Source organism: Streptomyces sp. NPDC043854, assembly GCF_056436005.1.
Map to the genome: position 1 here is coordinate 1 of NZ_JBWKDK010000076.1, position 25,978 is coordinate 25,978.

The window sequence follows — 25,978 nt, forward strand, 5'->3', positions numbered from 1 at the left end:
GAGGTGACGGGCCGCTTGCGCAGCATCTGCCGGTAGGCGTTGTAGCGGGGGATGCCGCGTTCGCGGTCGCGGAGGATGTCGACGGTGCCGAGGTCGATGTGCTCGCCCGTCAGCCGGACCAGGTTGCGCAGCGCGTCCGGGTGGTTGTGCAGGACCAGGGCGCCGGGGTGGGCGGTGCCGAAGGAGACGAACAGGTCGCTCATGCCGAACGTGTCGATCGCGGTGCGGGTGGTGGCGCCCTGCATCTCGTCGAAGCCGATGGTGGCGCGGACGGCGCCCCGGCGGTGGTCGCGGACCACCAGCTCGTCCGGGATCAGCGGGTGCAGCCGGTACGCGGAGACGAATTCCTCCGTCATCGAGTACGGCGCCGCGTGGTGGTCCGTCGGCGAGCCGAGGATGCCGCTGAGCATCTCGCCGTTGCCGACCCGCCCGTACGTGCGGCGGACCCAGCGCGGCAGCACCCCGTACCAGTTGGCGTCCATCGCCCGCTTCAGGACCGGGGTGTCGAGGACGCCGGGCGTCCACTCCACCGTGTGGATCTTCGCCATCAGGGCGGTGTTGACCAGCCGGGCGGTGTGGAAGAGCCGCTCGTCGCCCCACGTCGGATAGTGCGAACGCAGGAAGTCGCAGACGGAGTTGTGCTCCTTCGCGAAGAGCGTGTGCAGCAGCGACAGCCCCGTCCAGTAGTCGCTGTTCATGCCGGTCCGGTCCAGGCACTCCTGGCCCGGGCGCGGGTCGGTGGGCAGCCGGCCGTCCTCGACGATCAGCTTGCCGTGCTCACCCGTCCGCAGCGAACGGCAGCGGGCCTCGTCCGAGCCGTAGACCTGCGAACCGTCCCACCAGTGGGTGACCGTGTTCTCGTACGTCGGCGGGGCGTCCGCCGCCGTGTGCGCGACCGGGTCGGGGCGGGTGCGGCTGATCCGCATCGGGCAGTCGCCGCCCTGCTCGGCCCAGTCGTCGTCCGCGGCGAGCGGGACGGTGAAGGGCTCGGCCTCCTCGTTGTCGCCGTGGTTGGCCCAGCCGTGGTTCTCGAACTGGATCCAGGCGGCCGCCAGCAGGTTCAGCGTGGGCGCCGGCACGAAGCCCCTGCGGGCCAGCAGCTGCCTGCTGATCTCGCGCGGGCTCGGCGACATCAGCCCCTCGTCGCCCTCCGGGAAGACCATGTGGAGCGGGGCGTTGCGGTCGAGCCGGGTGCCGACCCGGCCCATGTCCTCGTCGTACGGGTCGTAGCCCGAGCCGTCGTACGAGCGGAACGGCGCGAGTTCGGCGGTGGGGCGGCGACGGCGCTCGCCCCCGGCGCCGCGGGTGTCGTGCAGGTTCCGGCGGCGCAGGTCGTCGCGGAGCACCCGCAGGTTCAGCAGCGCGAGCGGCTGCGGGAGTTCGTGCCATTCCCGGGTCCGGTTGATCCGGGCGAAGGCGGCCGACCCGAGGCGTTCGAGGAGGCCCGGCGGGCCGTAGCCGGGGGCCTGCGACGGGCGGGCCGCGCCCGCCTGCCCGGGCACCCCCGCGGAGCCGGAGCCGGAGCCGGAGCCGGAGTCGGAGCCGCGCGGGGCCGGTGCGGCCTTCCCCCGGGCCGACCCGGACTGATCGGTGGAGGCGGTGTCGGTCATGTGGTGGTGGTCCTCGGTGGTCGGTGGTCGGTGGTCGGTGGTCAGCGGTCGTAGAGGCGGAAGAGGCGGGTCGCTGTCACCCGGCCCCGGTAGGGGGCGAGTTCGGCGTCCACGTGCGCCCGCGCCGCGGGCACGTCGTGCTCCAGGTTGTGCGCGTACCGCTCGGCGGCGTGGCACAGCGGGAAGGCATGCGTGTCGTCGGTCCAGGTGAACTCGGTGAACTGGTCCGGAAGCCGGTACGGGGACACGGAGGAGCGGCCCTCCAGGCTGGGCACCACGTCGTGCTCGTTCACCAGCGAGCACACCCGCGTCCGCGGGTCGGCGGGCCGCTTGCCGTCGATGGGGGAGCCGATCGCCACCACGTGGGTGACCCGGTACACCGCGCAGAAGTCCCGGTCGGCGGCCAGGTTCATCGCGGTGATCCCGCCCAGGCTGTGGCCCACCAGGGCGATCTCGCAGCCCGAGGGGACGGCCCCGCGCAGCGCCTTGCACACGGCCCTGGAGTACGGGGTGGCGGGCCGCGCCACCGCGTGGACCGCGCCCAGCAGGTCCTGGGGGCTCTCCCCGCTCAGCCCCGACATCCCGGCGAGCTGGACGACGTACCGCTGCACGCCGTCGGGCCCGGCGACCTGCTGGACCAGCAGGGTGCCGTCGGTGCCCACCGCGCCGATGTTCCGCACGTACCCGGCGATGGTGCCGCCGGTGTCGAGCCGCTCGGCGAACCCGGCCGGGGGGACGAAGGGCTCGGCCCGGCCGGGCCCGCGGTCGAGGAACGCCCAGACCCGGGCGCCGATGCCGAGGACCGGTTCGGCGCCGGCCAGGGTGCGGCCGGTGGCGACCTCCCAGCCGGCCGCGTCGTTCAGCGGGTTCTCGTCGGTGAGCGCGTTCCAGGCGAGGATGTCGGCGAACGCCGGGGCGAGCAGCGCGAAGGTCCGCTCGGCGCCCTTGCGGCCGAGGATGGCACGGAAGACCCGGATCGCCTCGCGCTGGCGGTCCTCCGCGACGGCTCTGAGGACGCGGGCGGTGTCGGGGTCCCCGAGCAGCTCGGGGTGGGTGACGGCGGCGGCCCGGATCCGGGCCTTCAGACCCGTCACGGCCAGGGTCACCGCGAGGCTCTCCCGGCTGGTGAACACGCCGACGAGCCGGCCCAGCCCGGCGAGGCCGCGGCCGCGCGGGGCCCAGCCCAGGCCCTTGGGGTCGGTGATCGTCCGCAGTAGGTCGCGCCGGGCTGCGCCGCCGCGGACGGCCCGCGGCAGCCGGGCGCCGAGGGCGAGTTCGGACGCGTACCGGGACGCTTCCCCCACGCCTTCGGCGGCCTCGGCGAGCAGGCGGCACATGTGGTGCAGGGAGTCGACGTCCGGTTCGTGCCCGGTGACGGCGGTCGTGGCATCGGTCATGCGGGTGCCCTCCGGGGCATGGGGGGTGGAAAGGAGGGGTGGCGCGCCGCGCGGGCCCGGGGCACGCCGTTCGGGTTCAGCGGGCGGCGAGGGTGAGCCGGATGCCTGCCGAGCCGAGCAGGCCCGGCAGTGCCAGGGAGGGGTCCAGGGCAGGGCGGCCGCCGGTGACCCGGTGGCCCCGCAGCACCGCCGCGATCACCGCCGCCGCCGTCAGCAGCCCCAGGTGCTCGCCCGGGCAGCGGCCGCCGCCGTGGCTGAACGGCGCCAGTCCCGGGTCGTCCGCCGCCCCGGGGCGCAGCCACCGCGCCGGGACGAACTGGTGGGCGGCCGCGACGTGTTCGGGGTCCCGCTGGTGGAACAGCGCGGGCACGAGCACGGCCGTCCCCGCCGGATAGCGCTGCCCGCGCCACTCGGTCTCGGCGCGGGTGACCCGTACCAGGTCCGGCACGAGCGGGTACAGCCGCAGCGTCTCCCGTACGCAGGCCCGCAGCCGGGGCAGCTCCGGGTCCCCGCCGTCGATCTCGGCCCGGACGGCCTCCTGTTCGGCCGGGTGGGCGGCGAGCAGCAGCAGGGTCCGGGCGACGGTGGGTCCGACGGTGTCGAGGGCGAGCAGCCAGTGGTGGGCCTGCCCGACCGGGTCCAGCAGCGCGGCGTCCGGGCCCGCGGCCGACGGGTGCCGGCGGGCGAGCGCGGCGAGGGTGTACGGCTCGGCCCGGGCCGCGTACTCCTCGACCCGGGCGGCCGCCTTCGCGTACAGTGCCTCGGCGGCCGCGGCCCGCCCCTTGCGCATCCGCATCCAGTTGGCCTCCTCGCGGATCGCCAGCAGCCACCGGGCGAGCTCCTCGTCACCGGCCGCCGCATCGCCGAGGACCATCCGGCGCCCGAGCCGTGCCACCGTGCGGCGCAGCCGCGCGAAGTCCAGCTCCCCGCCGCAGGTCAGGGCGGTCGCCTCCTCGTCGACCAGGGCCTGGAACTCCCGGCACGAGGGGTGCACCGGCCGGTCCGACGCGAGCACCTCGTCGTTGATGCGGCGCCGGTCCTCGCGGGTGTCGCCGTGGGAGCAGATCACCCCGGTGGGCTCCAGCAGCGACAGGCCCCGGTACTTGTCGGGGGCGTCCATGGCCAGGGTGCGCACCGGCAGCTCGTAGAACTGCCGGACGTCGGCCTGGTCGAGCAGGACCAGCAGCGTCCCGGACAGTCCGCGCACCTCGACGGGCGCCCCGCCGTGCCGGGCGCGCATGGCCCGCAGCGTCGCCGCGGACCAGCCCTGCTGGCCGAGGGCCGCGTACGCCGAGACCACCTTGGGCCGGACGTGGAAGGCCCCGCGGATGAAGGCGGGCAGGGTGTGCGTCGCCGCGAACCGGACGGTTTCGGCGCGGCCGGCCCGGGCGGGTCGCGGCACGGCGCGGGCGGGCGTGGAGGCGGAACGGGCGGAGGGCGCGGGGATCGCGGCACCGGCCGCGGTGGCCGGGGCCGTGGCGGCACCGGCTGCGGGGGAGTCCTCGGTCATGCCTCCACGACCTTGCCGGGGTTGAGCAGGTTCTTCGGGTCGAAGAGGCGCTTGAGGCCGCACTGGAGCTCCAGGCTGACCGGGTCGAGCTCGCGGGTGAGCCACTCCCGCTTGAGGGTGCCGATGCCGTGCTCGCCGGTGCTGGTGCCGCCGAGGGCCAGACCGGCGGCCATGATGTCGTCGTACGCGGTCTGGGCGCGGCGGAACTCGTCGGCGTCCGACTCGTCGAACACGACCGTGGGGTGGAGGTTGCCGTCGCCGGCGTGCCCGAGGGTGAAGATCCGCAGCCGGTGCCGGGCCGCGATCTCCTCGATGGTGCCCATGAACTTGGCCAGTGCGGAGCGCGGCACGGCCACGTCCTCGATGAAGGCGGTCGGCCTGCCTCCGAGCGTCGCGGCGAACGCCCCCAGCGCCGGGGTGACCAGCCGGCGGGCCTCGATGATCCGCCGGGACTCCTCGGCGGTGGACGAGGTGGCCACGTTCTGCGCCCCGGCCCCCTTGCACAGCAGCGTCATCGCGGTCAGGTCGCGGACGGGATCGGCGCTGTCGCTCTCGATGATCAGCGTGGCGGCGGCGCCGGCCTCCAGCAGCGGGTGCCCGTGGTTCGCGACCGCCTGCGACGTGGCCCGGTCGAGGAGTTCGAGCGCCGACGGGACATGGCCCGCGGCGGTGATCGCGGCGACCGCCTCGCCGGCCTGCACCAGGCTCGGGAACTGCGCGAGCAGGGAGAGCGCCGGCGGCCGCACGGGCCGCAGCGCCAGGGTGGCGCCGACGATGACGGCGAGGGTGCCCTCGGAGCCGACGAGGAGGCGGGTCAGGTCGTAGCCGGCGACCCCCTTGACGGTGTCGCGGCCGGTGCGCATGCGCCGCCCGTCGGGCAGGACCAGGTCCAGGCCGAGCACGTAGTCCGCGGTGACCCCGTACTTCACGCAGCAGATGCCGCCGGCGCCGGTGGCGATGTTCCCGCCGATGGTGCAGTGCTCCCAGGAGGCGGGGTCCGGGGGATAGCCGAGCCCGTGCTCGGCGACGGCGTCGTTCAGCCGCTTGGTGACGACGCCCGGCTCGCAGCGCACCAGCCGGTTGGCCGGGTCGATCTCCAGGATGCGGTCCATCCGGCCCGTGTTCAGCACGATGCAGCCGTCGACCGCGTTCGCGGCGCCCGCGAGGCCCGTGCGGGCACCCTGCGGGACGACGGGGACGCCCAGCTCGTACGCGGTGCGCAGGATGTGCTGGACCTGCTCGGCGGTCCGCGGGAAGGCCACGGTGGCGGGGAGGCCCGCCTCGGAGAAGGGGGCCGCGTCGCGGGCGTGCGCCGAGAGGGTCTCGGGATCGGTGTGCAGGACGTCGGCATGGTCGGGCAGGAGGGTGCGCAGACGGGACAGGAGGGGGGTCTCGGGTGGCATACGGGCCTTCCGTTGGTCGGGGCGGGTGGCCGCTGACGGGCTCAGAGGGAGGGGAACTCGGTGGTGACGGGCACGTCGATGAGGACCGGCCCGTCCTGCTGGGCCGCCGAGTCCCGTACGAGCTTGGTGAGTTCGCCTGCGCCCTGGGCCCGGTGGGCACGCACCCCGTAGCCGGTCGCGACGGCCGTGATGTCGATGCCGGGAATGTCGAGGCCGGGGGCGCCCTGGGCGTGTTCGAGCTGCGCGAACCACTGGAGGATCGCGTAGCGGGCGTTGCTGAGGACGACGAAGGTGACGGGCACCCGGTAGGCGGCGGCGGTCCACAGGGCCTGGACGGCGTAGTGGACCGAGCCGTCGCCGATGACGCACACCACGGGCCGGTCCGGGGCGCCGAGCTGCGCCCCGACGGCCGCCGCGGCACCGAAACCGAGCCCGCCGCCGGCGGAGAACAGGTAGGAGCCGGGCGTGGAGATCCGGGTCACCTCGTGGAACTGCGGGACGTTGGACGGCGATTCGTTGACCCAGAGGGTGTTCTCCGGGGCGCCCTGGGCGACCGCCCGCAGGGCGGCGATCGGGGTCAGGAGCCCGTCGCCGGCCTCGGGCGGGAGTACCTGCTCGCGGGGTGCGGCGGGCGCGGGCCCGGCGGCCGGGAGCCGGTCCGCGAGCGCCCGTGCGGCCAGTGCCAGGTCCGCGACGACGGCGTCGCCGACCGGGGCCTTGGCGGCCTCCTCGGCGTCCCGGGTCAGCAGGACCAGCTCGGTGCCCTCCGGCAGGTGGCGGCCGGGGACGTACGGGTAGTAGCGGAACACCTGCGCGCCGATGACGACGACCAGGTCGTGCCCCTCCAGCTGCCGGCCCAGCGGGCCGATCGCCCCGGTCAACTCCCCGCGGAACTGCGGGTGGTTGCGGGGGAAGGAGACCCGTGCGGAGATCGGTGCCGCCCAGACGGGCAGCGCCGTGCGCTCGGCGAGCGCGACCACGGCGTCCCAGGCGCCGGAGGCGTCGACGTCGTCGCCGACGACGAGGACGGCGGAGCGGGCGCGGGAGATCCGGTCCGCGAGGGCGGCGACCGCGGCCGGGTCGGGGGCGGCGGCGTGCGTGATCCGGCGGGCGGCCGCCGCGCCGGCCGCCCGGTCCTCCTCCTCGGTCAGCTCCGCGTCGAAGTCGTCCATGGGGAGGGAGAGGAACACCGGCCCGTGGGGCGGGGTTTCGGCGAGCTGGACGGCGCGGGCCAGGGCCGGGGCGACGTCGGCGGGGCGCGGGGGCTCGTAGGCCCACTTGACGGCGGGCTGGGGGAGGAGGGTCGGCTGCGGGTTGGTGAGCAGCGCTTCCAGGGTGAGCATGGCGCGGTGCTGCTGGCCGGCGGTGACGACCATGGGGGTGCGGTTGGCGCGGGCGTTGAGGACGGCGCCCATGGCGTTGCCGGTGCCGGGACCGGTGTGGAGGTTGGCCAGGGCGGTCGTGCCGGAGGCGAGCGCGAAACCGTCGGCCATCCCCACGACGACGGCCTCCTGGAGGCCGAGGACGTACCGGAAGTCGTCCGGGAACTGCTTGAGCATCGGCAGCTCCGTCGAACCGGGGTTGCCGAAGACCGTGGTGATGCCACGGGCCCGTAGGACGTCCAGGACTGATTCGCGAACCGTGCGCATGGGGATCCTTCCGCGCAGCAGGGGAGCACTGTCGGTGATCAATCCAGCACACTGCGTGGATCTTTACAAAAGGCCTCCGCGGGCGCCGCGGACCTGCTACGCGACATCGCCGATCGCAGTCCTGGCGGGCCCGCGCCGACCGGACCGGTTGACGCGCCGTCTACGGGATCGGCCGGATGTCCCTCCTGTAGGTGGCGGGCCCGTTCACTCCGTCGGTGGAGCGCACCGGGATTGCCGGGCGCAGGGGCCGGCGCGGACCGCACGCGCCCGCGCGCCCGGCCGCGCCCTTGGGGGGCCGGCGGGTCTCGGCGGTGCTCGGCGGTGCTCGACGGCGTCGGACGGCGTCGGCGGCGGTCACGGGCGGAACCGCAGCGGATGGCCCTCCGGCACCTCCACCACGGCGATGCCCACCCCGTCCGGATCGGCGAGCCACATCTCGATCAGCCCCCACGGCTCCCGCAGCGGCGGCCGCAGCACCTCGGCCCCCCGCTCGCGCAACTCCTCGTACGCCGCCTGCGCATCGGCGACCTGGAGCCACAGCCGCATCCCGGGCGCGGGCGGGGTGGCGGAGCGGCCGGACAGCTCCAGGAAGCCGCCGCCGAGGAAGTAGACCGTGCCGCGCTCGGGGCCGGTGCCGAACTCCCGGTAGACGGCCAGTCCCAGGACCTCGCCGTAGAAGGCGCGCGAGCGCTCGGGATCCGTGGGGCACAGCAGGATCCTGCTGCCCAGTACATGCACCATGGCGCGAATCTACGCCCGGCGGCCGGCTCGGGCGGGCTTTCCTCCGCGGCGGGCCCCTCCGGCTCCGGCCCCCCGTCACACCTCCAGGGCGGCCGCGTCCAGCGCGGCGGTGAGGCGGTGCAGGCGGGTCTGGAGGTCCCGGAGCTCGGCGAGGTCGAAGCCGGTGGCGGCGGCGATGCGGCGCGGGACCTCCACCGCGCGGGCGCGCAGCTGCGTGCCGGCCCCGGTGAGGACGGCGTGGACGGAACGCTCGTCCTCGGTGCTGCGCTCGCGGCGGATCAGCCCCGCGGCCTCGAGCCGCTTGAGCAGGGGGGAGAGGGTTCCCGAGTCCAGTCGCAGGCGGTTGCCGAGCTCCTTGACGGGCGTGGTGCCGTGCTCCCAGAGCACCAGCATCACCAGGTACTGGGGGTAGGTCAGGCCGAGGTCCTTGAGGATCGCCCGGTAGACGCCGCCGAAGGCCCGGCTCGCCGCGTTCAGGGCGAAGCAGACTTGGCCGTCCAGGCGGAGGAAGTCCTCTTCGCGGAGGGTTTCGGTGGGCTGCTCGCTCATGCCGGCCAGTGTACGCGGTGTGACTCGCGAGCCATTCAGTTGTGCACAATTGAATTGTGTGCTCTAGTGGTGGACGTCAGCCGGACACCGGCCGGCACACAGGAACCACCATGGAGAGGAACCCCGATGGACGCGCTGTACACCGCTGTCGCCACCGCCAACGGCCGCGAGGGCCGCACGGTCAGCTCCGACGGCCAGATCGACCTCGCGCTCGCCATGCCCCCGGCCCTCGGCGGCAACGGCCAGGGCACCAACCCCGAGCAGCTCTTCGCCGCCGGCTACGCGGCCTGCTTCGCCAGCGCCCTCGGCCTGGTCGGCCGGCAGGCGAAGGTCGACACCGGCGAGGTGTCCGTCACCGCCGAGACCTCCATCGGCAAGGACGGCACCGGCTTCGGCCTGGCCGTCACGCTGCGCGTCGAGCTCCCCGAGTCCCTCGCCGGCGAGACGGGGGCGCTGCTGGTCAAGCAGGCGCACGAGGTCTGCCCCTACTCCAAGGCGACCCGCGGCAACATCCCGGTCGAGCTCGTCATCGAGTAGCCACCGGGGCCGGCCGTCACCGCGGCCGCCGCCACCGTCACCCGGCCATCACCCCCGTGACCCGATCGGGGGCACTGCCCGCGCCCGGTTTTCGCCACGGCGCCCCTCGGGTAGACCGTGCCCACCATGGGCGGCTCCGGCCCGGACCGGCCGGCCGGCGCGCACGCCACCTGGGGGAGGGAACGCTGATGAGGGCGAAGGCCGCGGCGGCCGTCGGGGCGTACGTACAGCGGGAACGGGACAGGCTGGTCTCGCGCGAACCGCTCGTGCGCCGGGACCGGCCGGGGGCGGTGAAGGTGATGCGCACCGCCTCGCGCCGCCTGCGCAGCGTCTGGCACGCGCTGGAGCAGTCGGGCACACCGGCGGCGCCGGCCACGGCACCGGGGGCGGGGACACCCGCCGGCACGGCGTCCGACGCCCAGCCCCACGCGCAGTCCGACGCGCAGTCCGACGCGCAGTCCGACGCGCAGCCCGGCGGGCTGCCCGGCGGGCTGCCGGGGGAGTTCACCTGGCTCAACGAACACCTGGGCCGCGTCCGGCATTTCGACGAGACGGCCCACCGGGTCGCCGCACACGCCCCCATGGCCGGCCGCCCAGCCCGCTGGACGCTGCTGCGCCTGGAGGAGTCGCGCGGCCCGGCCCGCCGCGAGCTGCTCGCCGTCCTCGACGGGCCCCGCTACCGGGCCCTCGTCGCCGAGCTCGACGCGCGGGCCGACGCCCCGGTCCCGCAGGGCCCCGCCGGGGGATTCGGCGACTGGTTCTGCGCGGCCTGGCCGGCGCTGGTCGAGGACTTCGCCGCGGCCGCGGCCATCACGGACCCCGAGACCCGGGCGGACGAGCTGCACGAGGTGCGCAAGGCCGCCAAACCCGTACTGGACACCGGCCGCAGCGTGGCCCGCGCGTACCCGGGGCTGCTCCGGAGCCCGCTGCGCGTCCTCGGGGCGCTCCACGACGCGCTCGGCGAGCACCAGGACAGCACCGTCTGCCGCCGCACGGTCGCACCCTGGCTGGACGAGGCGCCGGACGCCGAAGTCCGCGACGCGCTGCGCGAGCTGACGGAGCACGAGTGGGCCGCTGCCGCCGCCGTGGAGGCCCGCCTGGCCGTGCTGCACCGCGAGCTCGCCGCGTTGGCCCCCGGCCGCTGACCCGCCGCCAAGCCGGAACCGGAACCGCCGGGGTACGGGAGAGCCGGGGGCGCGGGCGGGCGCCGAGGAGCGGGAACACGGCCGGGGGCCGCCTGTGCGGGCACCATCCGGGGACGACACAATGGCCGGTGTTGTCTCTTTGGACCAGTACGGAGGAGCCGGCACATGCCGAACGAACGAGCAGGGCAGCAGGCGGGCCCGGGCGATCTGATCGATGTCGCCCGGCTCGTCACCGCGTACTACGCCCTGCACCCCGACCCGGCGGACCCCGCCCAGCGCGTCGCCTTCGGCACGTCCGGGCACCGCGGCTCCTCCCTCGCCACCGCGTTCAACGAGGACCATATCGCCGCGACCAGCCAGGCGATCTGTGAGTACCGGGCGCAGCAGGGCATCGACGGGCCGCTCTTCCTCGGCGCGGACACCCACGCGCTGTCCGAACCCGCCCGGGTGACCGCCCTGGAGGTCTTCGCCGCCAACGGGGTCACCGTCCTCGTCGACAGCGCCGACGGCTACACGCCCACCCCGGCCGTCTCCCACGCCATCCTCACCCACAACCGGGGCCGCACCTCGGGCCTGGCCGACGGCGTCGTCGTCACCCCCTCCCACAACCCGCCCGCGGACGGCGGGTTCAAGTACAACCCGCCGAGCGGCGGACCGGCCGGCTCCGACGCCACCGGCTGGATCCAGGACCGCGCCAACGAGATCATCACCGGCGGCCTGAAGGAGGTCCGCCGGATGCCGTACGCCCGCGCCCGGGCCGCCGCGACCACCGGCACGTACGACTACCTCGGCGCGTACGTGCGCGACCTGCCCTCCGTCCTGGACCTCGACGCCGTACGCGTCGCGGGCGTGCGCATCGGCGCCGACCCGCTCGGCGGCGCCTCCGTGGCGTACTGGCAGCGCATCGCCGAGGAGCACCGCCTCGACCTCACCGTCGTCAACCCGCACACCGACCCCACCTGGCGGTTCATGACGCTGGACTGGGACGGCAAGATCCGCATGGACTGCTCCTCCCCGTACGCGATGGCCTCCCTGATCGAGGGCCGCGACCGGTTCCAGATCGCCACCGGGAACGACGCCGACGCCGACCGGCACGGCATCGTCACCCCCGACGGCGGCCTGATGAACCCCAACCACTACCTGGCCACCGCCATCGACTACCTCTACCGCCACCGCGAGCAGTGGCCGCAGCGGGCAGCGGTCGGCAAGACGCTGGTCTCCTCCGGGATGATCGACCGGGTCGCCGCCGACCTGGGCCGCGAACTGGTGGAAGTACCCGTCGGCTTCAAGTGGTTCGTCGACGGGCTCTCCGCCGGCACCCTCGGCTTCGGCGGCGAGGAATCCGCCGGGGCCTCCTTCCTGCGCCGCGACGGATCCGTGTGGACCACCGACAAGGACGGCATCATCCTCGCCCTGCTCGCCTCGGAGATGCTGGCCGTCACCGGGCAGACCCCCAGCCAGCGGTACGCCCGCCTCACCGAGCGCTTCGGGGAGCCCGCTTACGCCCGCATCGACGCCCCCGCCGACCGGGAGCAGAAGGCGGTCCTCGCCCGCCTGTCGCCCGAGCAGGTCACGGCCGACACCCTGGCGGGGGAGCAGGTCACCGCCGTCCTGACGCACGCGCCCGGGAACGGGGCCGCGATCGGCGGCATCAAGGTGGCGACCGAGCACGCCTGGTTCGCGGCCCGCCCCTCCGGCACCGAGGACGTGTACAAGATCTACGCCGAGTCCTTCCTCGGCCCCGACCACCTGGGCCGCGTCCAGCAGGAGGCCAGGTCGGTCGTGTCGGCCGCGCTGGGCGGCTGACGCGCCCGGGCCCTCCGCGCCCGACCGGACTCCCGGCCGTCCCCGGGGGGCACCCGACGGGACGCCCGACGGGACGTCCGAAAACCGACCGTCACCGTCCCGCCCTCGCCTAGGGTGGCGGGCCGGATCCGAGCCGGGCACGGAGGGAGCAGCCATGCGGGGTGGCAGGGTCGCGGTGGTCGGCGGGAGCATCGCGGGCTGTGCGTTCGCCTCGGCGGCGGCACGCGCCGGAGCGGACGAGGTGTCCGTGCTCGAACGCACCCGGGGCCGCCTCGCGGACCGCGGCGTCGGGCTGTGCGTCCACGACGACCGGGCCGCCGAACTGGCCGCGACCGGCGCACTGCCCGCCGGGATCGCCGCACACCCGCTGGCCCGCCGCCGGTGGCTGGTCCGGGACGACGCGGCCGGCCCGGCCGGGCGGGTGTTCTGGGAGCAGCCGTTCCCGTTCCACTCCTACCACTGGGGCCTGCTGTGGCGCGGGCTGCGCGAGGCCACCCCGCGGTCGGTGGCCTACCGGCAGGGCGCGGCCGTGGCCGGCGTCGCCGACGCGCCCGAAGCCGCCGGCGGCCAGGCCGAGGTACGGCTGGCGGACGGTGCCGTCGAACAGTACGACCTGGTGGTCGGCGCCGACGGCTACCGGTCCGTGGTGCGCGAGGCCGTCTGCCCGGACCACCTGCCGACGTACGCCGGGTACGTCTGCTGGCGCGGCAACCTCGACGCCGCGCGGCTGCCCGCCGCCGGCGCCGACACCTGGCCCTCCGACACGGTCGCCACCGTGTGCTTCCCCGGCGGCAGCTGCGTGGTCTACCGCATTCCCGGCCCGGACGGGCTCCGCGTCAACTGGGTCCTGTACGCCACGCCCCCGCAGGCCGGCCGGCTGCCGTACGACGACCCCACGAGCTTCCCTCCCGGCCGGGTCACGGAGCAGCTCACCGCCCACCTCGACGAGGTCCTGGACCGGCGGTTCCCGCCCTACTGGGCCCGGGTCCTGGGGCTCACCGAGCCCCGCGACATCCACGTCCAGCCCATCTACGACCTGGCCGCCGACCGCATCACCGCCGGGCGGCTGCTGCTCGCGGGGGACGCGGCGAGCGTGGTGCGCCCCCACAACACCAGCGGTGCCGCCAAGGCCCTCCAGGACGCCACCGCGTTCGAGGCGGCCTGGCGCGCCGCCGGGTCCTGGGCCGAGCTGCTGTCGGCGTACCGGGCCTCGCGCGGCGCGGCGGGCCGGGAGCTGGTGGCCCTGGCCCGCCGCCTGGGGCGGGCCCAGGTGGAGCGGACCCCGGCCTGGGCGGCCATGGACGGGCGTGCGGCACGCTCCTGGTGGCAGGACCAGCTGGCGGGCGCCGCGGACATCGGCGGCCGGGCCATGACCCGCTGACCCACCGGCGGTCCAAACCGGGAGCTCTGCCCCGGACCCCGCGCCTCAAACGCCGGCGGGGCCGGAATTGCCGGGCAGCGGCAAAATCCAGCCCGCGCCGGGGGCACCTCCCGGCGGTGGCCGGGGGAAGGGGCGGGGTGGGGAACCGGCGGCGGCTCCCCTGTCCGCGGTGCCGCACCTCGGCCTACGCTGGAGACGGCGGCCGCCTGCGGTGAGCGGCCCGGGCGGTCGCCCCGGTGGCTGCGGGCACGTACCCCTCCTTGTTCCCCGCGCCCGCGGCACCGGTCCGGTACCGGACCGGCACCGGCACGGCGGGTGCGGCCGGTGCGCCGGACGCGGCGGCCGAGGTGGCACAGTGGATGCCATGTGCGGACGCTACGCCTCATCCCGCGCCCCCGAAGACCTCGCCGGCCTGTTCGAGGCCCGCTGGGATCCCCGGGAGACGCTCGCACCGAGCTGGAACGTCGCCCCCACCGACCCCGTCTGGGCCGTTCTCGAACGCCCCGACCGCGACACCGGAACCCCCGAGCGCCGGCTGCGCACCCTGCGGTGGGGCCTGGTCCCCTCCTGGGCGAAGGACGCCTCCGGCGGCGCCCGGATGATCAACGCACGGATGGAGACGGTCCACGAGAAGCCGGCCTACCGCCGCGCCTTCACCCGCCGCCGCTGCCTGCTGCCCGCCGACGGCTTCTACGAGTGGGAGTCCGTGCCCGCCACCGCCACGGCGAAGGCGTACAAGCAGCCGTACTTCATCGCCCCCGAGAACGCCTCGGTGATGGCCATGGCCGGACTGTACGAGTTCTGGCGCGACCCGGCCGTCACCGGCGAGGACGACCCGGACGCCTGGCTCGCCACCGCCGCGGTCATCACCACCGAGGCCGTCGACGCGGCCGGCCGGATCCATCCCCGCATGCCGCTCGCCCTGGACCCCCGCGACTACGAGGCCTGGCTCGACCCCGCCCACCAGGACGTCGACGCGCTGCGCGCCCTGCTCCACACGCCGGCGGACGGCCGGCTGGAGGTCCGCCCGGTCTCCACCGCCGTCAACAGCGTCCGCAACAACGGCCCCCACCTCCTGGAACTGGCTCCCGCGCCCTGAACCGCCCCGCCCCCCGCCCGTGCTCACGGCATCCCGTACCACCAGGGCGTGCTCACGGCTCCCGTACCACCAGGGCGTGCGGTGCCCGGGCAGGGGGCGCGGGCAGCCGGAGCGGGCGCCGGCCCGGCGTCAGCGAGCCCAGCACCCGCGGCCCGCCCGCCCCGGTGCACCCGGGGGCGTTGCCCGGCAGCCCGTGCAGCGTGAGGTAGCCGAGGACGGCGAACGCGTACGCCTCCTTCGCCGCCGCGGGCAGGCCCAGCTCCTCCGAGCCGCGCACGGCCGCGCACCCCGCCAGCTCCTCGCGGAGCATCCCCATCAGCACCGGGTTGCGGACCCCTCCGCCGGACGCGAAGACCTCGGTGGCCCGCAGCGGGCGCAGCGCACCCGCCACCGTACGGGCGGTCAGCCGCGTCAGCGTGGCCACGAGGTCCTGCGGCGAGGGCGCCGGCCCCGCGCACCCCGCCAGGACGGCCCGCAGGTAGCCCGCGTGGAACAGCTCCTTCCCGGTCGTCCGGGGCGGCGGCAGCCGGTAGTACGGCTCCGCGAGCAGCCGCTCCAGCAGCGGCTCGTGGACCCGCCCCGCCGCGGCGAGCGCACCCCCCTCGTCGTACGCCAGCCGCCCGCCGGTCAGGTCCCGGACCGCGGCGTCGACGAGCGCGTTGCCCGGTCCCGTGTCGAAGGCCACCGGATCGCCGCCGGCGGGCAGCACCGTGAGGTTGGCGATGCCCCCGATGTTCAGGGCGGCGGGCACCCCGGGCCGCCCCCGCAGCAGCATCAGGTCCACCAGGCTCACCAACGGCGCGCCCTGCCCGCCCGCCGCCACGTCCCGCGGCCGGAACCCGGAGACGACCGGACAGCCGCTGACCTCGGCGATCCAGGCCGGCTCGCCCAGCTGGAGGGTGCCGTGCACCCGGCCCGCCTCGGCCCAGTGGAACACCGTCTGCCCGTGCGAGGCGACCAGCTCGGCCCGTCCCCCGCACAGTTCGCGGTCGGCGCGGACCGTCGCCGCGGCGAAGGCCTGCCCGATCCGCGTGTCGAGGCGGCAGACCTCGGCCAGGGTGGTGCGGGCGGGCGGCAGGGCGGCGGCGAGGGCGCCGCGGACCTCGTCCGGGTACGGGTCGCCGACCATGCCCAGCGGGGTCAGGTGCAGGGTGCCGGCGTCTCCGTCCCCGTCTCCGCCGCCGGACAGCTCCAGGTCGGCGGCCGCCGCGTCGATGGCGTCGTACGAGGTCCCCGACATCAGTCCGACCACCCTCATCGCAGGGGCTCCCGATGGTCCTCGCCGCCCAGCGTCAGCAGCGCGGCGGCGCTCACCGCGCACGCCCCGGCCGCGTAGAAGGCGGGCACGTCCGGGCTGCCGGTCCGGGCGGTCAGCGCGGTGATGACGAGGCCCGCACAGCCGGAGAACACCGCGTTGGACAGGGCGTAGGCCACGCCCAGGCCCGTGCAGCGGATCCGGCGCGGGAACATCTCGGCGAGCATCGCCGGCCCCGGCCCGGCCAGCAGGCCGACCAGCGCCCCGGCAAGCAGCACCGTCCCGGCCTTGGCCCCCGGCCCCGCAGCGGGCGACTGGAGCAGGCGCAGCAGCGGGAAGGCGAGCAGGACCACCGACAGGGCCCCGAAGACCATCACCGGGCGGCGGCCGATCCGGTCGCTGAGGGCCCCGGCGGGCAGGATGGCCGCCGCGAAGCCGAGATTGGCGAGGGCGGTGGCGAGCAGGGCGTCCCGTACGGAGGTGCCCAGAACGGCCTGCAGGTGGGACGGCAGGACGACGAGGAAGGTGTAGCCGGCCGCCGACCAGCCCATGACCCGGCCGATGCCGAGCACGACGGCGTGCGCCACCGATGCCGGGCCCGGGGCCCCGGCGCGCGGGAGCCAGCCGGCGGGGTCCGGGCCGGCCCCGGCCACCGGGGCGGCCGGGACGGGGGCCGGCGGTTCCTCCAGCCGGGTGCGCAGCCACAGCGCCACCGCCCCCAGCGGCAGGGCCAGCAGGAACGGGATCCGCCACCCCCACTCGTACAGCGCCGCGGTCGGCAGCACGGTCGCGAGGAGGGCGGCCGTGGCGGCCCCGGCCAGCAGGCCGAGCGCGACGGTGAAGGACTGGAACGCGCCGTGCAGGCCGCGGCGGCCCGGGGGCGCGTGCTCCGTCATCAGGGAGACCGCACCGCCGAACTCGCCGCCCGCGGAGAGCCCTTGCAGCACCCGCAGGACGGTCAGCAGGACGGGTGCGGCCACGCCGATCGCGTCCCGCGTCGGCAGCAGCCCGATCGCGGTGGTGGCCAGGGTCATGACGGTGACGGACACGACGAGGGCGGTCAGCCGGCCGGCCCGGTCGCCGAGCCGCCCGAAGAGCAGGGCGCCGACGGGCCGGAAGAAGAACGCGAGCGCGAAGGAGGCGTACGTCGCGACGAGTGCTCCGGCCCCGCCGGCCGGGCCGCCGGTGGCGAAGAAGTTGTCCGCGATGACCGTGACCAGGCAGCCGTAGACGCCGAACTCGTACCACTCGACGAGGTTGCCGACACAGCCGGCGAGCAGCGCCCGCCGGGACCGGGCAGTACGGGCGTCGGCGATAGCCGGACGCAGTTCGAGAGGACTCACCCGTGCTCCGTGCCCCCTCGGCGCCCGCCCGATGCCTGCGGAGGCCGCGGTTCAGCAGAACGGCGGCGGACGGGCGGGTGAGAGGGGGCGGGGGACGGCTCGGGTCAGCCGGCCGCCTGCCAGACCGTGGTGACGTTGCAGAACTCGCGGATCCCGTGCCCGGACAGCTCCCGGCCGTAGCCCGACCGCTTGACGCCGCCGAACGGCAGGGCGGGGTGCGAGGCGGTCATGCCGTTGACGTAGATGCCGCCCGCCTGGAGGTCGCGGACGAACCGCGCGATGTCCTCGTCGCTGCGGGTCCACACGTTCGAGCTGAGCCCGAACGGCGTGTGGTTGGCCCGCGCCACCGCCTCGTCGAGGTCCGCCACCCGGTAGAGCGTCGCGACGGGCCCGAAGGTCTCCTCCAGGTCGATGCGCATGTCCGGGGTGATGCCGGCGAGCACGGTCGGCTCGTAGTACCAGCCCTGCTCCAGGCCCGGCGGCCGGCGCCCGCCGCACAGGATCTCCGCCCCGCCGCGCACCGCGTCGTCGACGAGCTCCTCCAGGTCGGCGCGGCCCTTCTCGGTGGCGAGCGGGCCGACGTCCGTGGTCTCCCGCATCGGGTCGCCGACGTTCAGCGCCGCCATGCCGGCGGTGAAGCGCTCCGCGAACTCGTCGTACACGTCGGCGTGCACGATGAACCGCTTGGCGGCGATGCAGGACTGCCCGTTGTTCTGCACCCGCGCGGTGATCGCCGTGCGGACGGCCCGCGCGATGTCGGCCGACGGCATCACCACGTACGGGTCGCTGCCGCCCAGCTCCAGGACCGTCTTCTTGACCTCGTCGCCCGCCGCCGAGGCGACCGCGCGCCCGGCCGGTTCGCTGCCGGTCAGTGTGGCCGCGGCGACCCGTGGGTCGCGCAGCACCCCCTCCACGGCGTCGGATCCGATCAGCAGGGTCTGGAAGCAGCCGTGCGGGTAGCCGGCGCGCTCGAAGAGGTCGCCGAGGTAGATGGCCGTCTGGGGGACGTTCGAGGCGTGCTTGAGCAGACCGACGTTCCCGGCCATCAGGGCGGGCGCGGCGAACCGTACGACCTGCCAGAGGGGGAAGTTCCACGGCATGACGGCGAGGACCACCCCGAGCGGCCGGTAGTGGGCGCGTACCGCCCTGGCCCCGCTGTCGCGGACGTCGGAATCGGCGGGCACCTCGTCGGCGAGCAGGCCCTCGGCCCGCTCGGCGTACCAGCGCATGGCCTTCACGCACTTCGCGGCCTCGGCGCGGGCCGCCGCCAGCGGCTTGCCCATCTCGGTGGTCATGGTCCGCGCGATGTCCTCGTTGTCCCCCTCCAGCAGGTCGGCGGCGCGCAGCAGCAGCGCCGCCCGCTCGGCGAAGCTCGTCTTGCGGTACGAGTCGAAGGCGTGCGCGGCATCGGCGAGGCACCGCTCGATGCCGTCGGGCCCCAGCGTGTCGAAGGTGCGGACCGTCTCGCCCGTCGCGGGGTTCACCGTGGCAATCGGCATCCTGGCTCCTCGTCCGTGTCGCCTCGGCCCCGGCCCTCCTTGTCGGCCGGCGACCGCCTCCCCGACCCTGCCCGCTGGGGCACACCCGCGCAACGCGGCGCGCGTACCGCGCGGGAGCGGGGCCGCGTACGGGCGAGCGCGCGGCCGGCGGCAGCCCGCCTCACACCCGGGCGGACACGCCCCGCACCGCGGCGGGCACACCCCGCACCTCCTCCTCCTGGAGGCGCCGGATGCGGAGCGGGCCCGGCAGCTCCGGCCCGGCCGCCGGGGCGAGCCGCCGCCTGCGGCGCCGCAGCAGGACCGCGTCCAGGGACAGGGCGGGAGCGCCGGCGAGCACCAGCGGGGTCCATGCCATCAGGTAGGCCAGGTCGTTGCCGTGGTAGTACGGGGTCGCCGCCCAGCTGACGGTCAGCCACAGGCTCAGCGAGATCAGGCTCCCGCCGAGCGCCGCGACCCGGGTCAGCAGGCCGGCGAGCACCCCCAGCCCGACGGCCAGCTCGCCGATGGCCATCGCGAAGCCGAAGGCGACCGGGTCGCCCAGCGCCAGGTCGACCAGGCCGGGCAGGGCCGAGGCATCCCGTACGGACTGCATCTGCTGCCCGATCGAGCCGTCGCCGGCGGCCGACAGGAAGGCCGGGTCGGTCAGCTTGTCCAGGCCGGCGTAGACGAAGGTCAGGCCGAGGAAGAGCCGCAGCGGCAGGAGGGCGTGGCGGGCCGCGTGTCCGCGCACGACGGAAGTGAACGTGGGCGCCGAGGCGTTCGCCGAGCTGTTCGCCGAGGCGTTCGTCGAGGCGTTCGTCGAGGTGTTCATACGCTGCACACGGCGCGGGGCCCGCCGCGGTTCGATCACATCCGATGTGAGGAAGCGTTGAACCGGCCACGGCGGATTGGCGTGTTCCTGTTGAGGCCGGGGAGACATACGATGCCCCGGTCCGTTTCCGGGACGAAGAAGGAGACACGGTATGGGCAACACCACAGGCCGTCGCACGGTCCTCGCGGCGGGCGCCGCCTCCCTGGCGGGCGCGGCCCTGAGCGGCTGCGGCGCCGACGGCGGCTCCGATGCCTCCGGCGCGCAGAACGCCCCGGCCCCGGCCGGCTCCGATGCGGGCGCCCCGCAGCCGGCCGGCTCGGCCGCAGCCCCGGCTCCCGCGGGCGGCGGGAAGGCCCTCGCACGCACCGCGGACATACCGGTCGGCGGCGGCAAGGTGTTCAAGGACCAGAAGGTCGTGGTGACCCAGCCGACCGCGGGCCAGTTCAAGGCCTTCTCGGCGACCTGCACGCACGCGGGCTGCTCGGTCGCCTCCGTGAAGGACGGGAAGATCGTCTGCCCCTGCCACCAGAGCCTGTTCAAGGTGTCCGACGGCACGGTGGCCGGCGGCCCCGCGACCAGCCCGCTCGCGCCCGCCCGCATCACCGTGGCCGGCGACAGCATCACCCTCGCCTGACGGAGGCGGGTTCTGCGGCCGCGGCCGGGCGCGACGGCCGCGGGGTGGCGGCGGCCGGGACCGTACCGCCGCCACCTCCCGCCCCCGCGGCCCCCGTCAGGGGGCGGGGGCACCGAGCGCGGAGACCGCGGCGACCACCCGGTCCCAGAACCGGTCCGCGTCCAGGGACGTCGCCACCCGCGCGTTCACCGGCCGGTCCGTGCGGCCGTGCAGGTCGACGACGGTCGCACCCCGCGTGTACCGGCCGGCCAGCTCCACCGCGACGTTGGCGTCCACGCAGTGCACGATCCCCGGGTCGATCACCCTGGCCACCGCCACGGGATCGTGCAGCGGGGGGTCCGGGAACCCGTACAGCTCGCGGTAGGTGGATGCGAAGAAGGTCAGCAGCCCGGCGCAGATCCTGCCGAGTTCGGTGCCCAGGGCCTCGAAGCGGGCCACCACCTCGGGCGTGGCGAGCGCCTGGTGGGTGACGTTGAGGCCGCACATGGTGAGCGGGACGCCGCTGCGGAAGACGATGTCGGCGGCCTCCGGGTCGGTCTGGATGTTGAACTCGGCGGCCGGGGTCCGGTTGCCGCGCTCCGTCGAGCCGCCCATGAGGACGATCTCGCGGATCCGGGCGGCGTCCTGCGGGTAACGGGTCAGCAGCAGCGCGATGTTGGTCAGCGGGGCGGTCGGGACCAGGGTCACCGGCTCGGGGCGGCTGGTGAGGATCCGGTGGATCAGGTCCACGGCGTGCTCCGGCACCACGTCCACCGCCGGCTCCGGGAACTCCGGACCGTCCATGCCGGACACACCGTGCACGTCGTCGGCCACCACCAGCGGCTGGACCAGCGGCCGGTCGCAGCCCGCCGCGATGGGTACTCCGGTGATGCCGGCGACCGTGCAGACCCGCTGCGCGTTCAGGGTGGTCTTGGCGAGCGTCTGATTGCCCGCGACGGTGGTGAGGGCGAGCAGTTCCACGGCCGGGTCGCCCGCCGCCAGCATGATCGCGAGGGCGTCGTCGTGCCCGGGGTCGCAGTCGATGATGATCGGTACGGCTGGTGTGGCAGCCGCGTCAGGCGCGGACGGTACGGGCATCGAGACTCCTCGGATCGCTGATCCCGGCGTGATCAGTCTGCCCTCGGGGGGTGGAAGGGGCCAGCGGGCCCGGGCGGCCCGGGGCCCGTCGGCGCGTCAGATCGGCCGGGCTGCCGGGCACTTCGCAGGACGGGGTCGGAGCGTCGCCTCAGGACGGGACGAGCGTCCAGGTGTGCGGCGGTCCGGCTGCGGCGTCGTCGTCCCGGATGCGCAGGCCCGAGCCGATCCGGTCCAGGAGCTCCCGCAGCCAGCGGGAGTCCTCCGGCGAGGCGAGCCACAGGCGCAGTGTGCGTGCCTGGAAGGCGGTGATCCCGAGGCCGGCGAGCCGGCCCGTGTCCGGGTCCAGGGAGGCCAGGTAGAGCAGGCGCAGGTCGTCGCGGTACTGCTCGTATCCGCTGATGCCCTCGTAGTCGTCGATGAAGTCGCCGCAGCCGTGCAGGATCAGCCGGCCCCGGTACAGCTCCAGCGGGCGGGGGTGGTGCGAGGAGTGGCCGTGCACGAGGTCCGCGCCGCCGTCGACGAGCGAGTGGGCGAAGGAGGTGTGGTCGCGGGGGACCGTGTAGCCCCAGTTGGACCCCCAGTGGACCGAGGCCACCGCGAGGTCCCCGGGCCGCTTCTCCTGCCGTATCCGCTCCGTGAGTTCGCGTGCCGCCGCCGCGCCGGGATCGCCGACGTACGCCACCCCGGACCGGTCCCGGGTCGCGGCCCAGTCGGCCGGGATGCCGCTGGAGGGCATCCCGAACGAGAACACCAGCAGGCGGCGTCCGCCGCCGAGCGGGACGGCGGCCGGTGCGGCCGCCTCGGCGGCGTCGCTGCCCGCCCCGGCCGTCCGCAGCCCGGCGCGGGACAGCGTACGGAGCGTCTCGCGCAGCCCGCGGCGGCCGAAGTCCAGGACGTGGTTGTTGGCCAGGACGCACACGTCGGGGCGGGCGGCCGCCAGGCAGGGCAGGTTCTCCGGGTGCATCCGGTAGTGGACCGCCTTGCCGGGGGCGAAGTCGTCGCTCCGGGTGACGGAGGTCTCGAGGTTGATCACGCGGGCGGTCGGCGCGGCCGCGTCGAGCACCTCGAGGGCGTCGCCCCACGGCCAGTCGAAGCCGACCGGGAGGGGCGGGAGCGGCCCGTTCACCGCCTCCGCCAGCCCCACGTAGTCGCGGGCGTCCCTGATGTACCCCTCCCGCAGCTCCGGATCACCCGGGCGGGGCAGGACCTGGTCGACGCCGCGACCGAGCATGACGTCGCCGCACAGGAACACCGTGACCGCGTCGGCACCCATATCCCCAGGCTAGGACGTCTCCCCGGGCTGGACCTCCCCCGGGCCGGGACGCCCGCCTCCCCAGGCTGGGACGCCCCCTCCCCGGGCTGGGACGCCCCCTCCCCGGGCTGGGACGCCCCCTCCCCGGGCCGGGACGCCCCCTCCCCGGGCCGGGACGCCCCCTCCCCGGGCCGGGACGCCCCGTCGGCTCCGCCGCAGGCCCCGGCCGGATCAGCCGTGCTCCAGGAGCACCTTCAGCAGCTCCTCCGGGGCGTCGCGCATCACGTTGTGGCCGCTGTCCACGGCGTACGTCCGCCAGTCCGGCAGGCCGCTCAGCCGCTCGTACAGGCCCGTGAAGGGCGACGGCGTCGGCCACTGCGTGGCGTAGACGTACGACTTCGCGGCGAACCGGGCCAGGTCGCCCTCCAGCCGTACCGCCTGGAGCAGCGAGGCCAGCGGGTGCGGGGTGGCGCGCGGGTCGAAGAAGGGCAGCGGGGCGCTGGTGTAGCCGTTCCGGCCGGTGCCGTTCAGGTACCAGGCGCGCTCGTTCTCCGTGACCAGCGACCAGGTGGACTGGCCGTCCTCGGGCACCATCGCGTCCACGTACACCAGGCCCTTCACGCGGTCCGGAACCCGGTCCGCGGCGCCGGTGATGACCATGCCGCCGTAGCTGTGCCCGACCAGGACGGCGTCGGCCACCTCCTCGTCGGCCAGGAGGTTCACCAGATCGTCGATGTGGGTGTCCAGGTTCACCGAGGCGGTCAGCAGGTGTTTTCGGCTGCCGAGGCCGGTCAGGGTCAGCGGGTAGGCCTCGTGCCCGGCGCGGCGCAGCTCGCGGGCGAGTGGTTCGAAGGTCCAGGCGCCGTGCCAGGCCCCGGGAACGAGTACGTACGTCGTCATCGCGGACTCCTGAGAAGGAAGAGAAGAAGCGGAAGAAAGGGGAAGAAGGGAAGGGGGGCCCCGGTCAGGCGTGGTCGGGGGCCTGGGCCGGCGTGGTCAGGACGATCTTGCCGCTCGTGCGGCCGGACTGGGAGAGCTCGTGCGCCTCGGCCGCCTGCGCGAGCGGCAGCACCTCCGCGACGTGCGGGCGGAGTTCGCCCCGCTCGACGAGGTCCGCGAGTGCCTGCATGCCCGCCCGGTCGGCCTCCACCGCCATGAACACGGCCCGGACGCCGAGCCGGTGCGCCTCGTCGGCGAGGGCCGCCTCCGCCGGGGAGGCGAGGGAGACCACGATGCCGCCGGGGCGCAGGGTGCGCAGCGAGCGCGGGCCGTACGCGCCGCCGATGGTGTCCACGACGACGTCGACGTCCGAGACCGCCTCCGCGAAGTCCGTCGTGCGGTAGTCGACGGTCTCGTCGGCGCCGAGGGAGCGGACGAAGCCGTGCTTGGCCGCGCTCGCGGTGCCGATCACGTACGCCCCCCGCGCCTTGGCGATCTGCACGGCGAGGTGTCCGACCCCGCCTGCCGCCGCGTGGACGAGGACCCGCTGCCCCGGCTGCACCTCTGCGGTGTCCACGAGGGCCTGCCATGCGGTCAGTCCCGCCAGCGGGAGGGCGGCGGCGGCCACGTGGTCGAGGGCGGCCGGCTTGTGGACGAGGTGCCGGGCGGGGGAGGTGGCGTACTCGGCGTACGTGCCGGCGGGGGCGGGGTGCCGGGGCATGCCGAACACCTCGTCGCCGGGGCGGAAGAGAGTGACGCCGATCCCGACGGCCTCGACGGTGCCCGACAGGTCCCAGCCGAGCGGGACGGGCGGCACGTCGGTGCCGGCGAGGCCGCCGGTCGCGCGGTGCCAGACGTCGGTGGGGTTGACCGCCGTGGCGTGGATCCGAACGAGCACTTCGGCGGGCCCGGGTTCGGGCCGGCCGGCGGTGGTGAGGCGGAGGACTTCGGGGCCGCCGAATCCGGTCTGGGTGACGGCCCGCATCTGCCGGGCCGGGGCTGCGGGGGTCTGTGTCGTCGTCATGTGATCAAGCCTGCTGCGCGGGATCCGGTGGAACGAGTGGCCGGACTGCCATGATCTGCAAACATCCGGCCATGACTGCTGAGCGCATGCACCGGGTCGTCGTCCTGGCCCTCGACGGGGTCTACCCGTTCGAGATGACCATCCCGGTACGGATCTTCGGTACGGCCGAAAGCCCCGACGGCACACCGCTGTACGAGGTCCTGACGTGCAGCCTCGACGGCCGTCCGGTCCGCACCAGCGCCGACTTCGCCATCACCGTGGAGCACGGCGCCGAGGCGGTCGCCACCGCCGGCACCCTCGTCATCCCGCCGTTCGTCTGCGGCCCCGGAGCGGACGGCAGCGACCCCGCGGAGCGTGATTGGCTGCCCCCCGAACTCGCCGCCGTTCTCGACCGGTTGCCCGCCGGCGCGCGGATCGTCTCGATGTGCACCGCCTCGTACGTCCTGGCCACCGCGGGCCTGCTCGACGGCCGCCGCGCCACCACCCACTGGAACGAGGCGGAGCACTTCCAGCGCGCCTTCCCCCGGGTGGAGGTGGACGCCGACGTGCTGTTCGTGGACGGGGGCCGGGTCCTCACGGCCGCCGGGGTCGCCGCGGGCCTGGACCTCTGCCTGCACCTGCTGCGCCGCGACCACGGCAGCGTCGTCGCCAACCGGGTCGCCCGGCTGTGCGTCGTCCCGCCGTGGCGGGAGGGCGGCCAGGCCCAGTTCATCGAGCGCCCCGTCCCGGACGCGGCGCGGACGAGCACCTCGGCCACCCGCGAGTGGGCCCTGGGCCGGCTCGGCCGCCCCCTCGCACTGGCGGAGCTGGCCCGGCACGCGGGGATGAGCGTGCGGACCTTCTCGCGCCGGTTCCGCGACGAGGTCGGGATGACGCCCGGCCAGTGGCTGACCCGGCAGCGCATCGAGCACGCCCGGCGCCTGCTGGAGGCCACCGACCTGCCGGTGGACCGGATCGCCGAGGAGGCGGGGCTGGGCACCGGCGCGTCCCTGCGCAGGCACATGGCGCTGACGATCGGCGTGGCGCCGCTGGCGTACCGGCAGACCTTCCGTGCCAAGGCGTCCGGCGGCGCCGGGCGTTGACGCCGGATGCTGACGACGGGCGTTGACGGGGGGCGCTGACGTTTCCCCGCGCGCCGGGCCGCCCCCGCGCCCCGGGCCGCCGGCGGCCCCGGGCCTTGCGGGCGGGACGGAACGGGGTCCGCCGGGGCACGGCCGTGCCCCGGCGGCGGCGCGGGGGACCCCCTGGGGGAGGGGGCGGGCCAACAAAAAAGTGGAGGCACCGCCCCCGGAAGACGCCCACCCCACCCCGACCCAA

General features: G+C 75.4%; 21 protein-coding genes and 1 pseudogene. 7 read left to right on the forward strand and 15 right to left on the reverse strand.

The annotated features are described in order from the left end of the window. The 7 genes from AC068A_RS34605 to AC068A_RS34635 form a co-directional block, all read right to left on the reverse strand. A partial coding sequence (locus tag AC068A_RS34605; protein ID WP_478590256.1) for a peroxidase family protein occupies positions 1–1,610 on the reverse strand: 1,610 nt, incomplete at its 3' end. 41 nt (positions 1,611–1,651) lie between these two features. Next, the gene (locus AC068A_RS34610; RefSeq protein WP_478590257.1) at positions 1,652–3,007 is read right to left on the reverse strand and encodes an alpha/beta hydrolase; all 1,356 of its coding nucleotides are present in this window, start codon (positions 3,005–3,007) and stop codon (positions 1,652–1,654) included. A 76-nt stretch (positions 3,008–3,083) separates the two neighbouring features. Next, positions 3,084–4,517 carry a cytochrome P450 gene (locus tag AC068A_RS34615; protein WP_478590258.1) on the reverse strand — a complete coding sequence of 478 codons (1,434 nt, stop codon included), beginning with the start codon at positions 4,515–4,517 and terminating at the stop codon, positions 3,084–3,086. Then, a complete protein-coding gene (locus AC068A_RS34620) occupies positions 4,514–5,920 on the reverse strand; it encodes an FAD-binding oxidoreductase (protein WP_478590259.1) in 1,407 nt (468 codons plus the stop codon). Before AC068A_RS34620 ends, AC068A_RS34615 begins: the two co-directional genes overlap by 4 nt. A gap of 41 nt (positions 5,921–5,961) precedes the next feature. Beyond that, on the reverse strand, positions 5,962–7,569 hold the full coding sequence (mdlC, locus tag AC068A_RS34625) for a benzoylformate decarboxylase (protein ID WP_478590260.1): 1,608 nt from the start codon (positions 7,567–7,569) through the stop codon (positions 5,962–5,964). Between the two features lie 354 nt (positions 7,570–7,923). After that, complete coding sequence (locus AC068A_RS34630) at positions 7,924–8,310, reverse strand: VOC family protein (protein WP_478590261.1); 387 nt, start codon at positions 8,308–8,310, stop codon at positions 7,924–7,926. A gap of 75 nt (positions 8,311–8,385) precedes the next feature. Next, complete coding sequence (locus AC068A_RS34635; protein WP_478590262.1) at positions 8,386–8,859, reverse strand: MarR family winged helix-turn-helix transcriptional regulator; 474 nt, start codon at positions 8,857–8,859, stop codon at positions 8,386–8,388. Positions 8,860–8,985: 126 nt separating this feature from the next. Here AC068A_RS34635 and AC068A_RS34640 point away from each other — a divergent pair, with 126 nt between their 5' ends. The 5 genes from AC068A_RS34640 (at position 8,986) to AC068A_RS34660 (ending at position 14,827) form a co-directional block, all read left to right on the forward strand. Then, positions 8,986–9,396, forward strand: coding sequence for an organic hydroperoxide resistance protein (locus AC068A_RS34640; RefSeq protein WP_179173396.1), 411 nt, complete (start codon positions 8,986–8,988; stop codon positions 9,394–9,396). A 188-nt stretch (positions 9,397–9,584) separates the two neighbouring features. Further along, on the forward strand, positions 9,585–10,541 hold the full coding sequence (locus tag AC068A_RS34645; protein WP_478590263.1) for a CHAD domain-containing protein: 957 nt from the start codon (positions 9,585–9,587) through the stop codon (positions 10,539–10,541). 165 nt (positions 10,542–10,706) lie between these two features. Next, positions 10,707–12,347, forward strand: a complete 1,641-nt coding sequence (gene pgm, locus AC068A_RS34650) for a phosphoglucomutase (alpha-D-glucose-1,6-bisphosphate-dependent) (protein WP_478590264.1) — start codon at positions 10,707–10,709, stop codon at positions 12,345–12,347. Between the two features lie 154 nt (positions 12,348–12,501). Further along, entirely contained in the window at positions 12,502–13,728 is a 1,227-nt protein-coding gene (locus AC068A_RS34655) for an FAD-dependent monooxygenase (RefSeq protein ID WP_478590265.1), read from the forward strand. Positions 13,729–14,092: 364 nt separating this feature from the next. After that, complete coding sequence (locus tag AC068A_RS34660) at positions 14,093–14,827, forward strand: SOS response-associated peptidase (protein ID WP_478590266.1); 735 nt, start codon at positions 14,093–14,095, stop codon at positions 14,825–14,827. A gap of 52 nt (positions 14,828–14,879) precedes the next feature. Here AC068A_RS34660 and AC068A_RS34665 read toward each other — a convergent pair whose 3' ends face one another. The 4 genes and pseudogenes from AC068A_RS34665 to AC068A_RS34680 all read right to left on the reverse strand — a co-directional run. Next, on the reverse strand, positions 14,880–16,085 hold the full coding sequence (locus AC068A_RS34665) for an anhydro-N-acetylmuramic acid kinase (protein WP_478590267.1): 1,206 nt from the start codon (positions 16,083–16,085) through the stop codon (positions 14,880–14,882). Then, the gene (locus tag AC068A_RS34670) at positions 16,082–17,425 is read right to left on the reverse strand and encodes an MFS transporter (RefSeq protein ID WP_478590268.1); all 1,344 of its coding nucleotides are present in this window, start codon (positions 17,423–17,425) and stop codon (positions 16,082–16,084) included. The genes AC068A_RS34665 and AC068A_RS34670 overlap by 4 nt, the downstream gene beginning before the upstream one ends. A 104-nt stretch (positions 17,426–17,529) precedes the next feature. Continuing rightward, entirely contained in the window at positions 17,530–18,924 is a 1,395-nt protein-coding gene (locus AC068A_RS34675) for an NADP-dependent succinic semialdehyde dehydrogenase (protein WP_478590269.1), read from the reverse strand. A gap of 274 nt (positions 18,925–19,198) precedes the next feature. Next, positions 19,199–19,735 (reverse strand): annotated as a pseudogene (locus tag AC068A_RS34680) (TQO small subunit DoxD); the annotation flags it as partial. Positions 19,736–19,886: 151 nt separating this feature from the next. Between AC068A_RS34680 and AC068A_RS34685 the strand changes: the two are divergent. Beyond that, on the forward strand, positions 19,887–20,369 hold the full coding sequence (locus tag AC068A_RS34685; RefSeq protein WP_478590270.1) for a Rieske (2Fe-2S) protein: 483 nt from the start codon (positions 19,887–19,889) through the stop codon (positions 20,367–20,369). Between the two features lie 96 nt (positions 20,370–20,465). On the opposite strand, the gene AC068A_RS34690 is transcribed toward AC068A_RS34685, so the two are convergent. The 4 genes from AC068A_RS34690 to AC068A_RS34705 form a co-directional block, all read right to left on the reverse strand. After that, positions 20,466–21,446: a nucleoside hydrolase gene (locus AC068A_RS34690; protein WP_478590271.1), complete on the reverse strand. Its 981-nt coding sequence runs from the start codon at positions 21,444–21,446 to the stop codon at positions 20,466–20,468. Positions 21,447–21,594: 148 nt separating this feature from the next. Further along, on the reverse strand, positions 21,595–22,719 hold the full coding sequence (locus tag AC068A_RS34695) for a CapA family protein (protein WP_478590272.1): 1,125 nt from the start codon (positions 22,717–22,719) through the stop codon (positions 21,595–21,597). Positions 22,720–22,929: 210 nt separating this feature from the next. After that, on the reverse strand, positions 22,930–23,598 hold the full coding sequence (locus tag AC068A_RS34700; protein ID WP_478590273.1) for an alpha/beta fold hydrolase: 669 nt from the start codon (positions 23,596–23,598) through the stop codon (positions 22,930–22,932). Positions 23,599–23,662: 64 nt separating this feature from the next. Next, positions 23,663–24,661, reverse strand: a complete 999-nt coding sequence (locus AC068A_RS34705) for an NADP-dependent oxidoreductase (RefSeq protein ID WP_478590274.1) — start codon at positions 24,659–24,661, stop codon at positions 23,663–23,665. A 71-nt stretch (positions 24,662–24,732) separates the two neighbouring features. Between AC068A_RS34705 and AC068A_RS34710 the strand changes: the two genes are divergently transcribed. After that, the gene (locus AC068A_RS34710) at positions 24,733–25,743 is read left to right on the forward strand and encodes a GlxA family transcriptional regulator (RefSeq protein ID WP_478590275.1); all 1,011 of its coding nucleotides are present in this window, start codon (positions 24,733–24,735) and stop codon (positions 25,741–25,743) included. The last annotated feature ends 235 nt before the right edge of the window (positions 25,744–25,978 follow it).

What these genes read in the sequence shown, in the direction of transcription:
- AC068A_RS34685 (WP_478590270.1), top strand. Translation starts at nt 19,887, where the DNA reads ATGGGCAACACCACAGGCCGTCGCACGGTCCTCGCGGCGGGCGCCGCC.
- AC068A_RS34710 (WP_478590275.1), top strand. Translation starts at nt 24,733, where the DNA reads ATGACTGCTGAGCGCATGCACCGGGTCGTCGTCCTGGCCCTCGACGGG.
- AC068A_RS34690 (WP_478590271.1), bottom strand. Translation starts at nt 21,446, where the DNA reads ATGCCCGTACCGTCCGCGCCTGACGCGGCTGCCACACCAGCCGTACCG.
- AC068A_RS34655 (WP_478590265.1), top strand. Translation starts at nt 12,502, where the DNA reads ATGCGGGGTGGCAGGGTCGCGGTGGTCGGCGGGAGCATCGCGGGCTGT.
- AC068A_RS34645 (WP_478590263.1), top strand. Translation starts at nt 9,585, where the DNA reads ATGAGGGCGAAGGCCGCGGCGGCCGTCGGGGCGTACGTACAGCGGGAA.
- AC068A_RS34675 (WP_478590269.1), bottom strand. Translation starts at nt 18,924, where the DNA reads ATGCCGATTGCCACGGTGAACCCCGCGACGGGCGAGACGGTCCGCACC.
- AC068A_RS34615 (WP_478590258.1), bottom strand. Translation starts at nt 4,517, where the DNA reads ATGACCGAGGACTCCCCCGCAGCCGGTGCCGCCACGGCCCCGGCCACC.
- AC068A_RS34635 (WP_478590262.1), bottom strand. Translation starts at nt 8,859, where the DNA reads ATGAGCGAGCAGCCCACCGAAACCCTCCGCGAAGAGGACTTCCTCCGC.
- AC068A_RS34700 (WP_478590273.1), bottom strand. Translation starts at nt 23,598, where the DNA reads ATGACGACGTACGTACTCGTTCCCGGGGCCTGGCACGGCGCCTGGACC.
- AC068A_RS34640 (WP_179173396.1), top strand. Translation starts at nt 8,986, where the DNA reads ATGGACGCGCTGTACACCGCTGTCGCCACCGCCAACGGCCGCGAGGGC.
- pgm (WP_478590264.1), top strand. Translation starts at nt 10,707, where the DNA reads ATGCCGAACGAACGAGCAGGGCAGCAGGCGGGCCCGGGCGATCTGATC.
- AC068A_RS34610 (WP_478590257.1), bottom strand. Translation starts at nt 3,007, where the DNA reads ATGACCGATGCCACGACCGCCGTCACCGGGCACGAACCGGACGTCGAC.
- AC068A_RS34695 (WP_478590272.1), bottom strand. Translation starts at nt 22,719, where the DNA reads ATGGGTGCCGACGCGGTCACGGTGTTCCTGTGCGGCGACGTCATGCTC.
- AC068A_RS34630 (WP_478590261.1), bottom strand. Translation starts at nt 8,310, where the DNA reads ATGGTGCATGTACTGGGCAGCAGGATCCTGCTGTGCCCCACGGATCCC.
- AC068A_RS34660 (WP_478590266.1), top strand. Translation starts at nt 14,093, where the DNA reads ATGTGCGGACGCTACGCCTCATCCCGCGCCCCCGAAGACCTCGCCGGC.
- AC068A_RS34665 (WP_478590267.1), bottom strand. Translation starts at nt 16,085, where the DNA reads ATGAGGGTGGTCGGACTGATGTCGGGGACCTCGTACGACGCCATCGAC.
- mdlC (WP_478590260.1), bottom strand. Translation starts at nt 7,569, where the DNA reads ATGCGCACGGTTCGCGAATCAGTCCTGGACGTCCTACGGGCCCGTGGC.
- AC068A_RS34620 (WP_478590259.1), bottom strand. Translation starts at nt 5,920, where the DNA reads ATGCCACCCGAGACCCCCCTCCTGTCCCGTCTGCGCACCCTCCTGCCC.
- AC068A_RS34705 (WP_478590274.1), bottom strand. Translation starts at nt 24,661, where the DNA reads ATGACGACGACACAGACCCCCGCAGCCCCGGCCCGGCAGATGCGGGCC.